We start from the raw sequence: 18348 nt of genomic DNA on the forward strand, positions 1-18348 counted from the left end.
AAGCGGCGTCCAATGTCCATCTCATCCAAAAAGATGGGTTGAGCCTTCCGTTTTCGGCGCCGGCACGACATCGACGCCACTATGCACTAGGCCATTTTTTCTGGATAGATGGAGACAGCGCGGATTACAGCACATCAGGAGAAGAAATCCCGACGTGCACCGCGCAAGGCTGCCGGCATTCCCAAATAAATCCTGTTCCAGGAATGCAACCATTTTGAACCGGTGCGCGGCCCCGTGCTTCCTTCACGTATCTTGCGGCCACCGCTGCTCGAATCATCCGCGCCGTCGCCGCAATGCCTGCTACCGCACCTCCCCCCTGAATAAGTGCGCATTCAGGCATAGGCATTGCGTCAGCAAAATGCCGCAGCCCGAAATCCGGATCGCCGCCCATCACAGGAAAGAAACATCTTGTTACATGAATCCGGAAATTCAAACATGTGCTCCAAAACGATCACCTTATAAATCAAATACTTACCCAGACTGGCACGCTCGTCGCTCTCATGCTGGTTACAAGATAAAAGGAGCGGCCGCAGGCACGCCAGGGCGTACGAAGAAGATCCATCGGACTCGACTGCGCCACTAACAGGGAAATAGCGTTTTACGGGGTCATTCAGGGGGGACAGGCGGAGGGCCGGCCTGGACAACAAGCAAGGCCCGCGGCGGAGTGTCAGGCGCCACCTGCCATGCTGCCGATAACTAGTAGTTGCAGTGCTTTCAGGCGCGGATCGACTCCTCTGCGGGGAGGTAGAGCAGGATCGATCCGCCGCACCTTGTCATACGCAAACCGCCGCGAGCGGCGACGTCCAAGGTGCGTGCGCATTGGCTATCCGGCCGGCGCAATGCTGCAGGGCAGGAGGGCCAGGGCATGCGCTGGCGTTGAGTCCGGGGAACATTTGATCTGATCTGCACGGTTCATTTGCCCCCTGTTTTGATGGTAGTCGCTGCACTCGCTGCGAAGGCATCACATTTTGCAGAGTAGCGCCAGCGAGCACGCGGGAGAAATCAAAGCCTCCCCCGCTTGCTAAAAATAAGAAGACCCGGGGGAATCCATGAGTACGTACGCCAATCGTCCGCTGCTGTACCTTTCACGGCAACATGATGCCGCCCTCTGCAGGTTCCTGTCGCAGGCGGGGTGGAAAATCGTTTTCGCCTCAAACCGCCGGGATCTCGACGACCAGCAGTTGAATGCCCAGCCAATGGCCGGGCTATTCGACCTGCACAGCGGGTTCGAGGATGACGACGTGGAGTCGTTCGAGCCTTGGTTCGCCCTGGACCATATTGGCTGGATTGGCTCGGTATCCAGGACCGAAGCCTTGTCGGATAGCGCGCGCAGGATACTGGGCACCTATTTCGCCGACTACCGGACTCAGCCGTCCGATCCCGAGTCCATTTCCCATGCCGTGGGACACGCCCTCGGCATGGCCCAGCTCCGCACCAGCAATATGCCGGCAGCTTCGCATGCCCCGTCGCCGGAAGGCATGATCGGCAACTGTCCAGCGATGCACAGCCTTTTCCGCGCCATCGGCAAGGTGGCGAAATGGGATGCGCCCGTTCTGATCGCAGGCGAATCCGGGTCCGGGAAGGAAATCGCCGCGCAAGCCATCCACAAGGCGTCACGGCATTGCAACGGCCCGTTTATCGCGGTCAACTGCGCCGCCATCCCGCCGACCCTCCTCCTCTCGGAGCTGTTCGGCTATGAACGTGGCGCTTTTACCGGGGCGCTCAAGCGCAAACCGGGCCGTATCGAGATGGCGGATGGCGGCACGCTTTTCCTCGACGAAATCGGCGATATGCCGATCGAGAGCCAGACCAGCCTGCTGCGTTTCCTTGAGACGGGCCGCATCGAGCGTCTTGGTGGCACGGAATCCGTCACGGTCAAGGCCCGCATCATCTCGGCCACCCATGTCAACCTGGAAGCCGCTGTCGCGGCGGAGCGTTTCCGTAGCGACCTTTATCATCGCCTATGCGTGCTCCGCGTCAAGCAACCACCGCTGCGCGAGCGCGGCAGCGACGTCATACTCCTGGCCGAGCATATCCTGAACGACATCAGAAAGCAGTCGCCGGACCGCATCAAGGGCTTCTCGCCCGCGGCAATCCGCGCGATCAGCGCGCATGGCTGGCCCGGCAACGTCCGCGAACTGATCAACCGCATCCGGCATGCCGCCGCGATGTGCGAGAACGGCGTCGTCAACCCGGCCGACCTGGACCTGGAACCACCTGCCGAGACCCGCCCCCTCACGCTCGCGGAAATCAGGGAATCCGCGGAGCGGGATGCCCTCAAGGAAGCCTTGCAGCGGCATCACGAGCGGCTCATGGACGTTGCGGAAGAGCTGGGCATCTCGCGGGTCACCTTGTTCCGCATGATGCGAGAGCACAAGCTGCAGGTCAGGAAGGGCGAGCTGGGGATGGTTTGCCTGCAGGGGTGACGGCTGGCGACAGGCCGCCTGCATTCAGTCGCTTCCCTGCCACGCATTTCATCAACCCCGTAGCACTCCGCATCCCTGCCGGCGTTGGAACGAGGCCAGCTTTGCGGCACCAATAAAACCATCACGCGTGCGCTGCCATGGACAAAGCCGAATTCGACCAGTTCGCCAACGAATACCTCTCCCTGCACGCGGCAAACATCCGTGCATCCGGAGAGGCGCCGGAGTTCTTCGCGAGCTACAAGGTAGCCGACGCCCTGCGGGAGACGCGCTCCCGCCGGCTCGACGCGGTGAACATCCTGGATTTCGGCTCCGGCGTGGGCAACGCCGTGCCGTTCTTCCTCGAGAGATTTCCGCTAGCGGAACTGACATGCGCCGACATCTCGCGCCGCAGCCTCGAGATCAGCCGTCTTCGCTTCCCGAACGCCGACGTGACCTATGCGGAAATCACCGGCAACCGGCTGCCATTCCCGGATGAGCAGTTCGATCTGGTGTTCTCCGCCTGCGTATTTCACCATGTCCCGGAGGAAGAACATGTGTCATGGCTTGCCGAGATGCGACGCGTCACCCGCCACGGCGGGGTACTGATCGTATTCGAGCATAATCCGCTCAACTTCCTGACGGTTTCCGCCGTACGCAATTGTCCCTTTGACGCCAACGCCCGACTGGTCAGCGCCAGAACGCTCCGGCACCGCACCCTTGCGGCCGGGTGGCGGCAGAGCAAGGTGACTTTCCGCATATTCTTTCCGCATGCGCTCGCCTTTGCCCGGCCGCTGGAGAGATGGATGGGAAGGGTTCCGTTCGCAGCGCAGTATTTTGTATCGGCAGCGCGGATATGAAGGCCTTCCGGCAAACGGCGCTGCCTTTCCTGCTGGTCGGCGCTTCCAACTCCGTCGTCGGCTTCGGCGTCATCTGGATCGCACTGCGGACGTTTGGACTTGGCGATGCGGCCGCCAATGCCGCGGGCTACGCCGCGGGGTTCCTGTGGGGCTTCATGCTCAACCGCACCTGGACATTCCGCCACCGTGGACCGGTCGGGACAGCCCTGCGCCGCTATGCGCTGGTGTGCGGCGTGGCATACGCGGCCAACCTTGCCACGGTGATCTGGTTGAGCTCTCGCTTCGGCCACGGCAGCCTGCCTGCCCAGGCTTGCGGCATCGCGACATACACGACGCTTGCCTACGCGGGGATGCGCATCTATGCCTTCCCCGACGATTTGCGCGCGGCAAAGGATTGAGGCCCGCACCGCGCAAGGATAGGGAGAAAGACCATGATGACGCTGAATCTTGTGGTTCCGTGCTTTGACGAGGAAGAGGTACTGCCCGAGACCGGCAAGCGATTGCTGGCACTGCTGGACCAGCTCGTCCAGCGCGAGGAGATCCATCCGGAGAGCGCCGTCACGTTCATCGATGACGGTTCGCGCGACCGGACCTGGTCGCTGATCGAAGGCCTGCATGCCAGCGACGCCCGGGTTCGCGGCATCAAGCTGTCGCGCAACCAGGGCCACCAGAGCGCGTTGCTGGCGGGGCTGCTCACCGCGCCCGGCGATGTCCTGGTCAGCCTCGATGCCGATCTCCAGGATGATCTGGATGCCATACCCAGGATGCTGGCGGCGTACCGGCAGGGCGCGGAGATCGTATTCGGCGTACGCTCGTGCCGCGATACCGATACGTTCTTCAAGCGCGCCACGGCACACGCCTACTACCGCCTGCTGCAGCGCTTCGGCGTGGAAGTGCTTCCGCACCATGCCGACTTCCGCCTGATGAGCCGGCGCGCAATCGACGCCTTGCGGGATTTTCGCGAGGTCAATCTGTTCCTGCGAGGCATCATCCCCCTGCTTGGATTCCGCACCGCCGTTGTCATGTACGAGCGGCACGCTCGTTTCGCCGGCTGCAGCAAGTATCCGCTGCCGAAGATGCTCGCGCTCGCTTTCGACGGCATTGCATCCTTTTCCTCAAAGCCGTTGCTGTGGAGCACGCATGTGGGAGCCGCCATCTCGCTGTTATCACTGCTCATCGGCCTGTGGGCCCTCGTTATCCGCCTCTTCACCGACATGTCGGTTCCCGGCTGGGCCTCCACCGTGGTACCGATGTACTTCCTCGGCGGGCTTCAGATGCTGTTCCTGGGTGTGATCGGCGGCTATATCTCGAAGATCTACTCCGAGACCAAGCAGCGCCCCAGGTTCATCATCGAGGAAATGCTGTAACCGGACCCATGAAGCCATCCGCCAGGCCTTGCGCACAGGAGGAACCCATGCAGGCACAATCCCCCCTTGCCTGGTTCGCGCAACGATCCCTCCCGCGCAGACTGGATGGCCGCCTGCTCTTTCTCTGCCTGGTGGCCTACGGCGGCGCCATGATCTGGCTGGCGCCCCATCCGCCGATGGTCGACCTGCCACAGCATGCAGGTCAGGTCGCCGTCCTGCACGATCTGCTGACCGGGGAATCGCCCTGGCATGAAGTCCTGCGCATCAACCTCTTCACGCCCTATCTGACCGGCTACGGGCTCGCCCTGCTTTTGTCCTTCTTCATGCCCGTCGCAGCCGCGTTCAAGCTCCTGCTGACGCTCGGCTACTACGGCTTCGTGGGCGCATGCCTGCTTCTTCGCCGCCGCTTCGGTGCGGACGAGCGGCTCGACTGGCTGTTCGTTCCAGCTTATTTCGGCTTTGCCTACGAATGGGGTTTCTTCACGTTTCTCGTTGCCGCCCCGCTCGGCCTGCTCTTCCTCCTGCTGGCGGATCGCTATGCGGAGAGACCCACGCCGGCGACCGCCACCACATTGCTGCTGGCGGGCGTGATCCTATTCTTCTCGCACGGCCTGGTGTTTCTCTTTGCCGCCCTGGTCGGGGCTTCCTTCCTGGCCCTCAAAGCGGGAAACCTGCGGCGCTGCCTTCTGGCACTGCTGCCATACGGCCTGCTCGCGATGCTGTGCCTGCTCTATGCCGCGAATGCACGGAAGCTGGAGACGTCTATCGTCTACGCGTCTCCCGGCATCCTGTGGGAATGGGACTGGACCCGCGTATTCATGTTCTTTCTGGCACCTTGGAGCTCCTGGCCGCAACAGGCTCTCTTCGCCATCGACAGCCTGTTCGTCCTCGCGGTCCCCTGGCTGCTCGGACTGCGCCCGAACTGGCGCAACCCGTCTGCCTGCGTGCCGATGCTTGCGGTGCTGGCGATCTGGTGCCTGGTGCCGCAGTACGCGATGAAAACCGCCTTTCTCTATCAGCGCTTCGGTCTATTCATCTTCCCATGCTATGCCTTGATGTTTCATCAACCGCCTTCGCGCACCAAACCGGCACCACGGGCACGGCAACGCGCAAGGCTGTGCCAGGTGCTGCTGGCGCTCATCTGCCTGACCTTCTTTGCCACCCACACCAAGCGACTCCTTGATTTCGCGCAGGAAAGCGCGGAGTTCGATACGCTGCTCGCGGCAACCCAACCGGCTCAGCGAGCGTTGATGCTCATCTACGATGCCAACAGTGCCGCGGCAAGCCACCCCGGTGCCTACGTTCACTACGCGGCCTGGTACCAGGCTGAGAAAAAAGGCCTGGTCGATTTCAATTTTGCCTGGTTTCCGCCGCAGATCGTGCGCTATAGCCCGGACCAGCTGCCGGCGCTTGGTCCCTTCAATCCCTCGGCGCGGAGAAACTTCCCGCAGACGTTCGATTGGGAAGCGCACCGCGCCCGGGAATACAGGTATTTCTTCGTGCGGGGCACGCCAGTGCCTCCGTCATTGCTTGATAACAGGCGTTGCGACGTGATCTTGCTGAAAGCGGCCGGCAGTTGGTCACTGTATGAGAATCGAGGGTGCCGCAGCTAGTGCGCATCGCCTCCGGCATCGATGGCGTCCCGGTATCCGTGTGACTTGGCCACGCCTGCCTTGCCGTCGTTCTTCGATACCTGAAGATACTGTATGGGGGCGGACATTGAAACAACGCAGGAATGACATGCCCGCGACTTCCCCTGGTGCGCCCTCCGGGGAAGACAGGCGATACAGCCTGAGCGCCGGGATCGCCATGGCGACACAGCGCAGGCCTATTTCCCCCCTCTGGATACACGCGACAGCCCATTGAGCTCGATCACGCGCCTGCCAGACGGCATCTGGCTTACCGGACGCCGTTCCTGGTAGCGCCGCCGCACGAGATAGATCGGCCTTCCCTTCGCTTCATCGTAGATGCGGCCCACATACTCGCCGACCACGCCGAGGCCAATCAGCTGAATGCCACCGAAAAACAGCAGCAACGACAACATGGAAGCGTAGCCCGGCACATCGATGCCAAACACCAGCGTCCTGGCGATGATGAACGAGCCGTAGCAAAATGCAATGAAGGCGACGATCCCGCCAATATACGTCCAGCTTCGCAATGGCAGGGTACTGAAGCTGGTGAGGCCCTCCAGCGCGAAGTTCCAGAGCCGCCAGCCCGAGAACTTCGAATGCCCCGCGCAACGCGCCTCGCGCTCATATGGCACGATCACAGCCTTGAAGCCTACCCACGCGAACAGGCCCTTCATAAAGCGATGGCGTTCCGGCAGATGCTTCAGCGCATTGACGACTACCCGGTCCATCAGACGGAAATCCCCGACGTTCTCCGGCAACTTCAGCTCCGACAAGTGGTTATGCACCCGGTAGTAGGCTGCTGCGGACAGCCGCTTCAGCAATGAATCGCACGCCCGGCTGGCACGTTGGGCCAATACCACCTCCGCCCCTTCGCGCCAGCGCGCCACCAGCACCGGAATCAGTTCTGGGGGATCCTGCAGGTCGGCGTCGATCGGGATGACCGCATCGCCCAGTGCCTCGTCTATGCCGGCTGTCAGCGCCGCTTCCTTGCCGAAATTGCGCGTCAGGTCGATGACCCGCACGCGTCCGTCCTGCCTGGACATGTCGACAAGGTGCCCAAGCGTGTCGTCTGCGCTGCCGTCGTTCACGCAAACGATCTCAAAGCGAATGGAATCGATGGACTCGAGGATCGGAATCACGCGCGCAAAGAAGCGCCCGATGACCTCGGACTCGTTGTAGCACGGTACCACCACGGAAAGCAGCTTGACATCCTGTTGACCCAACATGACCCACTCCTTCGTATGTTCCGGGTGCGTGCCCGCATCGAGCCACTCGACGCCGGATGCGGCTTTCCCGTTCTGCGCGGCCCGCGCCAGGAAGGCCGTGCATCGCCACGGCTATGCCGTGTGCTCCACAAGCTCGGCCGCACGCGCGAAGCGCGACCCCATCGCCCTCACGGCAGCCAGTCCGGGTTTCCCCGGGTAATCACGTGTACCCGCCGCAAGATGGCCAGCATCAGCAACGCCAGCACAAGCGGCCCGATCTGCGGGAAGAAGGTCACACGGTTCAAGCCCAGGTAGAGCGGCAGAAGCCATGCCACGACCAGCAATTCGCGCTCCCAGCGCAGCCACCCCCGGCGCAGCCCATCGGCGGTCAGGCCGGCTATCGCGATGCCGACCCAGGTCACTTCATAGAACCAGAGGTATGGACTCGCCATCAGCGTCGCCACCGCCAGGGAGGCGGCGCGCAGGCCGGTGGAGGTGTCTCTGCGCCAAACGAGGCACAGGCCCAGCGCGGCCAGCACAGCCACCGCGCCGTGCGCCACCGCCGCTGTCGCGAACGATGCGCCAGCCAGCAGCAAGGCCGACATCACCGTCGGCATGGCGTACCACATCACCGACCCGTTATCGAGCATCGATTGCTTGGCGAACTTCGTGTTGGCGAAGAAGGCCGGCACCGTTTCCCATCCGAAAACGGCGATGCCGGCGAGCAACAACAGCGCTGCGGCTACGCTAGCGACCACCAGTGGTTTCCACGCCCTCGCGGCAAGCAGCGCGAGTGGAAACAGCACCGCAAGCTGCGGCTTGACGGTCAGCAAGGCGATCAACACGCCGGCCAGGACCGGCTGCGTCTTCAGCCTTGGGATGGCGAAGGCGGCCAGCGCGGCGGTCAGCATGGAATTCTGTCCGATCGACGCCGCGAAGTAGATGGCAGGAAAGGCGATGACCGCCAGCCAGACAACACGGCCCGCCCCGGTGCGCAGCCCGACAAGGCGCACCAGCGAAACGACATACGCCGCGCCGGTCAGGCCGATGAAGACCACGTAGCTCACGGCATAAGGGAGCAGCGACAACGGAATCACGAAGAGCAGGAACGTGGGCGGATAGAGCCATGGCAGGAAAAAATGGCTGTTGGCCGGCAGAGAGCCCTGCGCCGCGATGACCGGTTGCAGCGCTGCGAAGTCGTAGGCCTTGATGGCGCCCGCTTTCAGCGTCACATAGGATGTGCTCCAGAACACGGAGAAATCCGATCCCGGGCGAACCATGTGATCCGATGTGAAGCCCTTGGTCATCCAGGCCCAGATCACGATCACCACGGCATAGACGATCAGCATCGCGATGCTATAGACCTGGATGCGCTCCCGATCCAGCCAATGCGGTGAAGGAGCGCTGGTGGATTGCTCCACGGTTCTCTCGTTCGGTCCCATGACGCGTTCTCCCGATGTGTTCGTGCGCTCCGCTGCCGGCGCACCTGCAAGGCAGATCGGCAAGTCGCGCCAGTTGTGTGTGCGCACTGCCGCTACCCAGATCCCCGCCATTGATTCCGCGCGATCTATCTACGATCGATTTTTGTCAATTTCCCGGCGATAAACAAGCCACTGCGCCGACGGAGATCCCGCCGGAGAGGGCCAATCTCCGCCACGACAGATGTAACGTTTCCGATCTGAATCACGATCCCTTTTCCGCGAACTGCAAGCCCAGACTGGATCTCCGGACCTGGTGGGATCGCGAACGAGCCGGGATCAGGAGGCGTTACGTTTCTGCCTTGAAACGTCGCCCCGCGGAACGGGCAGAGAGCGCGCCTCGGCCAAGCTATCTAGTCAGTTGCCCGAAACCGGCCAAAGCACGCCATTGGACGAACCTGGTTAGACGTTTTCACGAACGAGCGAATCAGCCGTATGTCCTCATCCCTTTTACCGAGGGCGCATTCACTCGCCTAGCCCATACGGTTATCGGGCCCGCATGCGCTCTTATCCCCACGTTTCCAGCCGGCAACACCGCATGGAAAGCAGCCTGTGGCGAAGTCGCCGGAATCGGTGGTGCTCAGCGGAATCCCTTGATATTCAAGGCTGTGCGTGGGGGTGGCCCAGCTTTTGCCTATTGCCTGACAGACACGACGGGCACAAACGCTCGCAGTCAATGAAACGAGGTAGTGGGACCAGCGCCAAAGACACGATGCGATGGCCCTTTACGAAAGACGAAAGACGAAAGACACGCCGAACGACGGAATGCCATGCCATCAACCCGACACCAAGTCTTGACCGCTTGCCGCAACGCGCCCGGCCACCGGAATGCCGTGTCGGCCCGGACAGGCCATCGCACTCGTGCATACCGGGTGGCGACGGCAACGGACACCACGTGCCGGCAGCATTCCGCCAGGCTTCAAGTTCTCGCAGGCCGTCATCTCCGTCGCATATCGCACAAGGATCAGCGCTGTCAATGGCCCTTCCATGCATGCGCAGCATGCGGGCCGCCCCGGAGTTTTCACGCCGCCTCACCGTTATTGCCAACCCAAGGAGTCTGTCATGCAAAACCTCATCGCAAAGACCAAGCAATTCATCCGTGACGAAAACGGCGTAACCGCCATCGAGTACGGCCTGATCGCCGCGCTCATCGCCGTCGTCATCATCGCCGCGGTCAAGGCCGTCGGCACCAACCTGAGCACCACCTTCAACACGATCGCCACCGAGCTCTGAGCAGGCGGCACCAGGAACCCGCCGGCCGCCGCCTTGCCGCTCGCGGCAAATCACGGTGGCCGGCGGCCCCGCCTTGCCGTTGGGTCCCCGAGCCGGGCTGTTGTGTAGCTGCTTCACGTTCGTTGCCAACTTATGGAGATTGCCATGAAGAAACTCATTGCGAAGACCAGGCAGTTTGCCTGCGACGAGAACGGCGTCACCGCGATCGAGTACGCGCTGATCGCCTCGCTTATCGCCGTCGTCATCGTCGTCGCAGTCCAGGCGGTGGGCACCAACCTCAGCACAATTTTCAACAGCGTCGCGACCGAGTTCTGAGCCCTTGCGAAAACTATGCGCCGCGGGCCCAAGCCGATCACGCCCGCACCAACCTGGAGTAGATCATGGCAAGCGAACTCGCACTGCCCCCGCTGATCGGCCCCTGCGCCATCGTGCTGGTGCTGGCTGCGGCCGCGCTGGACCTGAAGAGCCGGCGCATCCCGAACTGGCTGACGCTGGGTGCATGGGTGCTGGCGCTGCCGCTGCAGATGACGCTGCATGGCCCGGCCCACGGGGCACTCGGCTGGACGAGTGGCTGGCTGACCGGCTTTGCCTGCTTTCTCCCTTTCTACCTGCTGCGCGGCATGGCCGCCGGCGACGTGAAGCTGATGGCTGCCGTCGGCGCCTTGCTCGGTGCCGGCATGGCATTCGAGGTCGCCCTTCTGACTTTCGTCCTGGGTGGAGTCTGGGCGCTCGCCATGACCATCCGGCGGGGGCGCCTGGCGCGCCTGCGCGGCAACCTGCAGTTCATGCTGTTCAATCGCGGCCGCATGGATGGCGAGCAAGAAGTCGACGCGAATGATGGGCCGTCAGCGTGGTCGGTAGGAACACTGCCTTACGGCGCGGCGATCGCCGCGGGGACGATAGGCGTTCTGTTCGCGTCGGTCTAGCGCACGGCCGGGCCGCGAACTGTTAGACGGGACTTTCAACACGGAGACGGGGGAAATGATGACTGAGAACGCCTCGATGAGTCCGGCTCACCGGATCCTTACACCGGTCGCGGCACCGGCGCACGCCGATGCGCCGGAGCGCGGCGGCATCCATGCCTGGCACGCCGCCCCCAAGACCGTCGCCGACACCGGGATCGACACATCGATACTGGTGGCGCTGGCCATGAAGGCCGCCTACCTGCATCGCAACGTCACGCTCACGCAGTTGGCCGAGACGCTCAGGCTGCCCGCCGCAGTGCTGAATGAGATCGCGGCACTCGCAGTACGCGAACGCATGATGGAAGTTGCCCATCGCGGCGCCAACGACCTCGACGTGCGTTTTCGGCTGACCGACGGCGGCTACGCGCGCGCTGCCGAGTTCGTCGCGCGTTGCAGCTACGTCGGCCCCGCGCCGGTCACGCTCCAGGCGTACGTCGAGGCCGTACAGCAGCACTCGATCAAGCACACCAGCGTTTCCAAGGCCGATGTCACCGCGGCATTGCGCGACCTGACCATTCCGCCCTCGCTGCTCGATGAGGCGGGCGTTGCACTCAATGCCGGCCGGGCGCTGATGATGTATGGCCCCGCGGGCAGCGGCAAGACCTATCTCGCACAGCGGCTCGGCTCGCTGTTGCCGGGCGCGGTGCCGGTGCCGCATGCGATCGCCGTGGCCGGCGAGATCATCCAGGTCTTCGATCCGATGGTTCACGTCCCCTTCGAGGCCAGCGAGGGCCAGATGGCAAGGCGGCCGCTCGATCGGCGCTGGACCATCTGCCATCGCCCGGCGGTTCTCTCCGGTGGCGAGCTGACGCTGTCCATGCTGGACTTGCGCTACGACCCCGCGTCCGGCTTTTATCAGGCGCCACCGCATATGAAGGCCAACAACGGCATCTACATCGTCGATGACCTCGGGCGCCAGATAGTTGGCGTGACCGAACTGCTCAACCGGTGGATCGTGCCTCTGGATCGCGGCGTGGACATGTTCACCCTGCAGACCGGCGTTCGCTTTACGGTGCCGTTCGACGTCTGGCCGGTGTTCTCCACCAATCTGGAACCGGGCCAGCTATGCGACGACGCATTCCTGCGCCGCCTGGGCTGCAAATTGTTTGTTGGCCCCTTGAACACCGAGGACTATCGCGAAGTCTACGCACGCGCCGGCCACGACCTCGGGCTGCATACGCCGCCAGCGGTCGCCGACTACCTGGTCGAGAGCCTCCATCCGGCCGGCGGCATGCCCCTGCTCGCCTGCATTCCGCGTGACCTGCTACTGCTGGTGGCGTCCAAGGTTCACTACCACGGCGACCCGCCGGTGGTCACCGAAGAAGCCTTGCGCCAGGCCTGGCACAGCTACTTCGGCAGCTACGCCGACGCCGGCGCGGAGTACCCGCCCACCGTGGCGATGGGATGGAAAGGGAAACCGCTGGCGGCCACCTGAGCGCTGCACGCTGCTTCGATAGACAACGGTAGGGAGATTTCATCATGAAAAACATACGCGCTGTTCTGATGCTGGTCGTGGCCCTGGTGGCGGGGATCGCCGCTGTGGTGTCCGCGTCCCGATGGCTGCTCCAGCAGTCTTCCAGTTCCGTCAAGCAAGTGGCGGTCGCAACCAACGACCTGAATCTCGGCCAGCCGCTGGCGGCAGACCAGGTACGCCTGGTGAGCTGGCCAACCGCGAGCGTGCCGCCGGGCGCGTTCGAAGACCTGAAGTCGCTCGAAGGCCGGGTCGTGCGGACCAGCCTGCTGCGCGGCGAACCCATCCTGGAAGCCAAGCTCGCGCCACTGGGCACCAAAGGCGGACTCTCTGCCGTCATCGGCGAAGGCAAGCGGGCCATCACGGTCCGGGTCAACGATGTCGTCGGCGTGGCCGGCTTCGCCCTGCCCGGCAACCTGGTGGATGTCATCGTCAACACCAATGAGCCGGAAGCGAAGGATGCCGCCAGCGGCAGCATCTCGAAGATCGTGCTCGAGAAGATCCTGGTGCTGGCCGTGGCACAACAAGTGAGCCGGGACGACACCCAGCCCAAGGTCGTCAATGCGGTCACGCTGGAGGTCACGCCCGATCAGGCCGAGAAGCTCGACGTGGCGCGCAGCGTTGGCACGCTGTCGCTGGTGCTGCGCAATCAGGTCGATGTGGCGCAGGTCGCAACCGGTGGCGCTACCAAGGTGACCTTGCTGGGCAAGCCGGCACCGGTCGTACCCGTCAAGCAGGAAGCTGCGCCGCCTCGCATCCAGACGCGGATCAGGACTATCGCGGCAGCGCCGGTGCGGCATGGAGATTGTGTCGGGGTGCTTTCCGGCATCCACGGCAGCCTTGAGTGCTTCTGACTTGCAGCGTCAGGTGCGCATGCGATTCACTGGTCGTGGTTTCTAGGTTTCTAGGTTTCAAGGAAGGCATCTGGATCACTGTTCCTGATGTGTCGTGCTGATTCTCCCGGGGGGAAGAAATGAAAACGATAACCAAGGTGGATGAGACGCAACTCAGAGTGCGTGCGGTCATCCTGGCTGGCATGGCCGGAACCATGCTCTGCGCACCGATCGCCGCAGCGGCGCAGACCGCGGCGGAAGCCGGTGCCATCGCCAAGGCCACCACGGCCGGTCCCGGCGCTGCCGCGCGCAACGCGCCCGGCGGCCCGGTGCAGATGACGATCAGCATGGCGCCCGTGCCGGCGGCAGCCGCCCCGGCGGCGGCCCGCGGTCCAAACTGCACCGGGGTGATCGGCAGCGAGAGCAATGTGGTCGTACCGCTGGGCAAGTCATCCCTGATCCCGTTGCCCGAGCCTGTCCGCAACCGCACGCTTGGCAATCCGGCGGTGGTGCAGGCCACCCTGGTTTCGCCGCAGACGCTCTATGTCCTGGGCCTGAGTGTCGGCACTACCAATATGATCGTGCAGGGACGCAGCGGCGCCTGCAGCGTCATCAACGTGGTGGTGAACGCCGACGCGGGGGGCCTGCAGACCTCGCTGGCACAGCTGATGCCGGGCGAGCGGCAGATCCGCGTGATGACTGCGGCCGACAACCTCGTTCTTGCCGGCAATGTGTCCAATGCCCAGGCTGCGCAACAGGCGATGGAAATCGCGCGGGCCTATGCCGGAAGCGGCCAGGGCGATGGCGAGAAAAAGGGCGGCGGCGTGCTGAACATGATGACCGTGGACGCGCCGCAACAGGTGATGCTCGAGGTCAAGGTCGCGGAAGTCTCGAAGACCCTGCTGAACCAGCTTGGCGCGGCCTTCAACCTGCAAGGCGGGTTCGGCTCGTGGACCGGCGGCCTGGTGGGCAATCTGCTGAGCGGCGGCGCCAATACCCTGTTCTTCAACAAGGCAAACAAGCTGCCGTTCCGGGCGCAATTCGACGCGCAGGCAAACGATTCGCTGGTGAAGATCCTTGCCGAACCGAACCTCGTCACGCTCAGTGGCCAGGAAGCCAGCTTCCTGGTCGGCGGCAAGATCTTCATTCCGGTCGCGCAGAGCAGCGCCGGGGGCTTGCCCACCATTACGCTAAAGGAAGAAGAGTTCGGCGTCGGGCTCAAGTTCACGCCGACGGTCACGGCCAATGGCCAGATCAACCTCAAGGTCATGCCCGAAGTCTCCGAGCTTTCCCCGACCGGCGCAACCGTGAGCAGCGCAGTCGGCGGCGGGAGCAACAACCAGACCATTCTGCCGCTCATCAACACCCGGCGCGCGTCGACCACGGTGCAGATGCGCGATGGCGAGAGCTTTGCCATCGGCGGCTTGATGCAGGACAACGTCCTCGGATCGCTCAAAGCCTTGCCGGGCGTCGGCGAACTGCCTGTGCTGGGCACGCTGTTCCGCAGCACGTCGTTCCAGCATGACCTGACCGAGCTGGTCTTCGTCGTCACCCCGCACCTGGTCAAGCCCCAGATGGCGGCATCGTATCCGCTGCCTACCGACAGCTTCTCGACGCCCAACCCGTGGTCCGTGTACCTGAACGGCAATATGGAAGGCGGCGGCCAGCCAGCCAAGGCCGCCCCGGGTGCGGACACCGCCGTCCCCGCGCAGCCTGCCGTCCCGGCGCAGCCAGTCAGTTCAGGACCGGGCAAGACTCCCGCGACTCAGGAGCCCGCGGCACAGGCCCCCACCGCTCCGGCCAAGCAGGCGGCCAGCGCGCCGCTGCCACCGGAGCCGCCGGCCAGGCCGGCGCAAGATGCGGCCGCTGTTTCCCGGCCCGCACACGAAGTCCCGTCCGCCCCACCCGCGGTGCCGACGGCCGCAGCCGCGCCATCGACCGACGACACCGCCGCGCGCATCGCGCGAATCGAGGCAACGGCCGCTCGCCTGGCCCTGGCGCAAAGCGAACGTGGCCGGACACGCCCGGCGACGCCTGCCTTGCCGTCCAAGGCGGCGGATGTTTCGGCTTCTAACTGATCCAGCGGAGAACTGCCATGAAGACAAACCTGAATCCTTCGCGTTGCTGCGCGGCCATCGGTCTCTGCGCGATGGCCAGCCTCGTGCTGAGCGCCTGCGTCTCGACCTCGCCGGTCTGGGACAAGCAGGCCGGCCAGGCCATGCGCGCCGCCAGCCGGGCCCAGATCATCAATCCCGATGCGCCGGCGGGCCTGCCTCCCATGGGCGGCGGCAGCGGCAAGGCAGCGGTCGCGGCCATGGGCAATTACGACCGTGCAATGTCACGCCCGGCTGCGGCCTCAGGGAATGGTGCCACCGGCGTGGACTTCGGCAGCGCCGGTTACGGCGGTGCGCCCATGCTTGGCGGCAGCACGCGGTAACGGACTCTGATCTGGACGAATCGGCGGGAGACATCATGACTACCCTATGTCAACGACGGCCGCACAGGCATGCCGGGGCAAGACGGCGTTCGCGCAATCAACGCGGCGCCATCGCCATCCTGGTAGGACTGTCTCTCGCGATGCTGATCGGTTTTGTCGGGCTGGCGCTCGACCTGGGCAAGCTCTACGTGGCGAAGAGCGAGTTGCAGAACAGCGCCGACGCCTGCGCCCTTGCCGCCTCGCGCGACATCACCGGCGCCACGCCGCTCTCGGTTTCCGAGGCGGCGGGAATGGCCGCGGGCCAGCTGAACATGGTGTTGTTCCAGCATGAAGCCGTAGTGCTGACGCCTAACCACAGCGTTACCTACAGCGACTCCCTCACCGATCCGTTCTATGACAAGAGCACCGTGAGCTATCCCCTGAGTTCGATCAGCTACGTCAAATGCTCGGTGACGCGGTCCGGTATCGCCAACTGGTTCATCCAGGTACTGAACCTGCTGCCCGGTGTCAACATCGGTGCCGCCACGGTGTCATCGGTTGCCGTCGCTACCACGACTCCGGCCCAGACGGCCTGTGCGATCCCGGTGTTCGTCTGCACGCCGGCGTCGGCAAGCCCCTCGGTAGCCTCCTACCCCGTTGGGCAGTGGCTGACGTCGAAGGTCAGTTCGGCCAGCAACGGCACCTATGGCGGCGGGAATTTCGGCTGGGCCAACCTCAATCCCGGTGGCAAGGGCGGCGCATCCTCACTCGCGGCGCAGCTGGATGGGGCCGGTCAATGCAATCTGCCGGCGGTCGGCGCCCAGATCGGTTCACCCGGCAACATCTCCTCCCTCGCGGACGACTGGAACAGCCGCTTCGGCATCATTCCACCCTCCGGGACAAAAGGCGTCACCGACTTTACCGGGTACGCCTATACGCCAACGACCTACGCTCCCCAATTCAATGCCTTCCCGGATTTCATCAACCAGCGCAAGACGTTCGCGCCATACCAGGGCGACAAGGCCACGGGCATGAAGACCCTGGGCAACCCGGCCTCCCCCAGCACCTATGCTGCCGGGGCCGACCGGCGCGTCGTGCTGGCGCCGATGGTGGACTGCTCGGGCTTTGCCACGTCGGGTGTGCATCAGGTTCCGGTGGTCTCGTGGGCCTGCGTCCTGATGCTCGACCCGATGCAGCAAGGCGGCAATATCAACGACGTACTCCTTGAATACCGCGGGCAGGCGAACCAGCTGGGCAGCCCGTGCGCGACGCAAGGCGTGCCGGGGGCGAGCAATGGCGCCGGGCCGCTGGTTCCGGTGCTGATCCAGTAGGAGCCGATGATGATGACCCATCTGCATTCGAAGCGAAACGCGCGCGGGGTGGCTGCCGTGGAGTTCGGGCTCGTGCTGGTTCCACTTCTGCTGCTGGTCTGTGGCGTGGCGGAGTTCGGGCGCGCGATCTATCAGTACGACATCATGACCAAGGCCACCCGCGATTCCGCCCGCTATCTCTCCCAATACGCGCCGGACGATCCCACCTATCCCACGGCCCAGGCGCAGTGCCTGGCGGTCTATGGCAACACCGCGTGTTCGGGCACCGCCCTGGTGAGCGGTCTCACCACCAGCATGGTGGTGGTATGTGATCGCGTGAATTCCTCAGGTTGCCCCGGTGGGCAATATGGCAACGTCATCACCTACGACGGCTCGTCCGCCCCGGCCGGCACCATCAACCTGGTGGAGGTGAAGATCACCGGCTTTGCGTACTCACCGGTCCAGTCATTTATCAGGGCGAGCGGTATCACTTTCTCGGATATTGCAACCGTGATGAGGCAGGTACTATGAAAACCGATCGCTGGTCCATGCCACGCCGTCAACGCGGCGCCGCCGCAGTCGAATTCGCATTGGTCTGCGCGGTGTTCCTCACCCTGCTGCTGGGCGTCGTCGAGTTCGCCCGCGTGCTGTTCTACTGGAATACCGCAGGCGAGGCGGCCCGGCTCGGGGCGCGCATCGCGGTCGTTTGCGACGTCAACGCCAGCACCATCAAGTCACGCATGACGAGCATGCTTCCCATGCTCAAATCCGCCAACGTCCAGGTCTCCTATGGCCCTTCCGGCTGTGACTCCGACGCGGCAACCGCGCGCAGCACTTGCGATCTCGTCACCATCACCGTGACCAATGTCTCGGTGAAAACCGTCATACCGTTCGTTCCGCTTACGCTGACCATGCCCCCATTCACCACCACCCTCCCGCGCGAAAGCCTGAATAGCGCGACGGGCGGGACCATGTGCAGCTAGACGACTGATTCCGGAGTCATTGCCATGCTCAAGATCCTGATAGCCTCCGAGAACGCAGAAAGACTCGCGGAGATCTCGCGCCTGACGGCCGCCTGCGGCTACTACCAGCTCATGCGCCAGCAGATTTCCCCGGCCGGCCTGGTCGCGCAGGCCAGTTGCCTGCGCGGCGTCGACGCGCTGATCGTCGAGCTCCC

At 63.8% G+C, this 18348-nt stretch carries 18 protein-coding genes; 15 read left to right on the forward strand and 3 right to left on the reverse strand.

Annotated elements, in window-relative coordinates; genetic code table 11:
- Nucleotides 1-124: 124 nt before the first annotated feature.
- Nucleotides 125-433, reverse strand: coding sequence for a hypothetical protein (locus P3W85_RS19415; protein WP_276265993.1), 309 nt, complete (start codon nt 431-433; stop codon nt 125-127).
- A 616-nt stretch (nt 434-1049) separates the two neighbouring features.
- Here P3W85_RS19415 and P3W85_RS19420 point away from each other — a divergent pair.
- The 5 genes from P3W85_RS19420 to P3W85_RS19440 all read left to right on the forward strand — a co-directional run bounded on the left by P3W85_RS19420 (nt 1050) and on the right by P3W85_RS19440 (nt 6242).
- Nucleotides 1050-2426 carry a sigma-54 dependent transcriptional regulator gene (locus P3W85_RS19420; RefSeq protein WP_276265994.1) on the forward strand — a complete coding sequence of 459 codons (1377 nt, stop codon included), beginning with the start codon at nt 1050-1052 and terminating at the stop codon, nt 2424-2426.
- Between the two features lie 137 nt (nt 2427-2563).
- The gene (locus P3W85_RS19425; RefSeq protein WP_276265995.1) at nt 2564-3262 is read left to right on the forward strand and encodes a class I SAM-dependent methyltransferase; all 699 of its coding nucleotides are present in this window, start codon (nt 2564-2566) and stop codon (nt 3260-3262) included.
- A complete protein-coding gene (locus tag P3W85_RS19430; RefSeq protein ID WP_276265996.1) occupies nt 3259-3660 on the forward strand; it encodes a GtrA family protein in 402 nt (133 codons plus the stop codon). The genes P3W85_RS19425 and P3W85_RS19430 overlap by 4 nt, the downstream gene beginning before the upstream one ends.
- Before the next feature lie 33 nt (nt 3661-3693).
- Entirely contained in the window at nt 3694-4629 is a 936-nt protein-coding gene (locus P3W85_RS19435; RefSeq protein ID WP_276265997.1) for a glycosyltransferase family 2 protein, read from the forward strand.
- Between the two features lie 47 nt (nt 4630-4676).
- Nucleotides 4677-6242, forward strand: a complete 1566-nt coding sequence (locus tag P3W85_RS19440) for a hypothetical protein (protein ID WP_276265998.1) — start codon at nt 4677-4679, stop codon at nt 6240-6242.
- Between the two features lie 215 nt (nt 6243-6457).
- On the opposite strand, the gene P3W85_RS19445 is transcribed toward P3W85_RS19440, so the two are convergent.
- A complete protein-coding gene (locus P3W85_RS19445) occupies nt 6458-7486 on the reverse strand; it encodes a glycosyltransferase family 2 protein (RefSeq protein ID WP_017229958.1) in 1029 nt (342 codons plus the stop codon).
- 167 nt (nt 7487-7653) lie between these two features.
- A complete protein-coding gene (locus tag P3W85_RS19450) occupies nt 7654-8886 on the reverse strand; it encodes a glycosyltransferase family 87 protein (RefSeq protein ID WP_276265999.1) in 1233 nt (410 codons plus the stop codon).
- Between the two features lie 1119 nt (nt 8887-10005).
- Between P3W85_RS19450 and P3W85_RS19455 the strand changes: the two genes are divergently transcribed.
- From P3W85_RS19455 to P3W85_RS19500, 10 genes are all read left to right on the forward strand, one after another.
- The gene (locus P3W85_RS19455; protein ID WP_017229960.1) at nt 10006-10176 is read left to right on the forward strand and encodes a Flp family type IVb pilin; all 171 of its coding nucleotides are present in this window, start codon (nt 10006-10008) and stop codon (nt 10174-10176) included.
- A 144-nt stretch (nt 10177-10320) separates the two neighbouring features.
- Entirely contained in the window at nt 10321-10491 is a 171-nt protein-coding gene (locus P3W85_RS19460; RefSeq protein ID WP_017229961.1) for a Flp family type IVb pilin, read from the forward strand.
- A 65-nt stretch (nt 10492-10556) separates the two neighbouring features.
- Entirely contained in the window at nt 10557-11102 is a 546-nt protein-coding gene (locus tag P3W85_RS19465; protein ID WP_276266000.1) for an A24 family peptidase, read from the forward strand.
- A gap of 58 nt (nt 11103-11160) precedes the next feature.
- On the forward strand, nt 11161-12576 hold the full coding sequence (locus P3W85_RS19470) for an ATP-binding protein (RefSeq protein WP_430869576.1): 1416 nt from the start codon (nt 11161-11163) through the stop codon (nt 12574-12576).
- A 44-nt stretch (nt 12577-12620) separates the two neighbouring features.
- The gene (cpaB, locus tag P3W85_RS19475) at nt 12621-13466 is read left to right on the forward strand and encodes a Flp pilus assembly protein CpaB (protein ID WP_276266001.1); all 846 of its coding nucleotides are present in this window, start codon (nt 12621-12623) and stop codon (nt 13464-13466) included.
- A gap of 119 nt (nt 13467-13585) precedes the next feature.
- Nucleotides 13586-15523, forward strand: coding sequence for a type II and III secretion system protein family protein (locus P3W85_RS19480; RefSeq protein WP_430869574.1), 1938 nt, complete (start codon nt 13586-13588; stop codon nt 15521-15523).
- A 17-nt stretch (nt 15524-15540) separates the two neighbouring features.
- The gene (locus tag P3W85_RS19485) at nt 15541-15882 is read left to right on the forward strand and encodes a hypothetical protein (RefSeq protein ID WP_017228219.1); all 342 of its coding nucleotides are present in this window, start codon (nt 15541-15543) and stop codon (nt 15880-15882) included.
- A gap of 35 nt (nt 15883-15917) precedes the next feature.
- A complete protein-coding gene (locus tag P3W85_RS19490) occupies nt 15918-17192 on the forward strand; it encodes a pilus assembly protein TadG-related protein (protein ID WP_276266002.1) in 1275 nt (424 codons plus the stop codon).
- Between the two features lie 6 nt (nt 17193-17198).
- Entirely contained in the window at nt 17199-17702 is a 504-nt protein-coding gene (locus tag P3W85_RS19495; protein ID WP_276266003.1) for a TadE/TadG family type IV pilus assembly protein, read from the forward strand.
- Complete coding sequence (locus P3W85_RS19500; protein ID WP_276266004.1) at nt 17699-18154, forward strand: TadE/TadG family type IV pilus assembly protein; 456 nt, start codon at nt 17699-17701, stop codon at nt 18152-18154. Before P3W85_RS19495 ends, P3W85_RS19500 begins: the two co-directional genes overlap by 4 nt.
- The last annotated feature ends 194 nt before the right edge of the window (nt 18155-18348 follow it).

This window comes from Cupriavidus basilensis, from assembly GCF_029335485.1.
Taxonomy (GTDB): Bacteria; Pseudomonadota; Gammaproteobacteria; order Burkholderiales; family Burkholderiaceae; genus Cupriavidus; species Cupriavidus basilensis_E.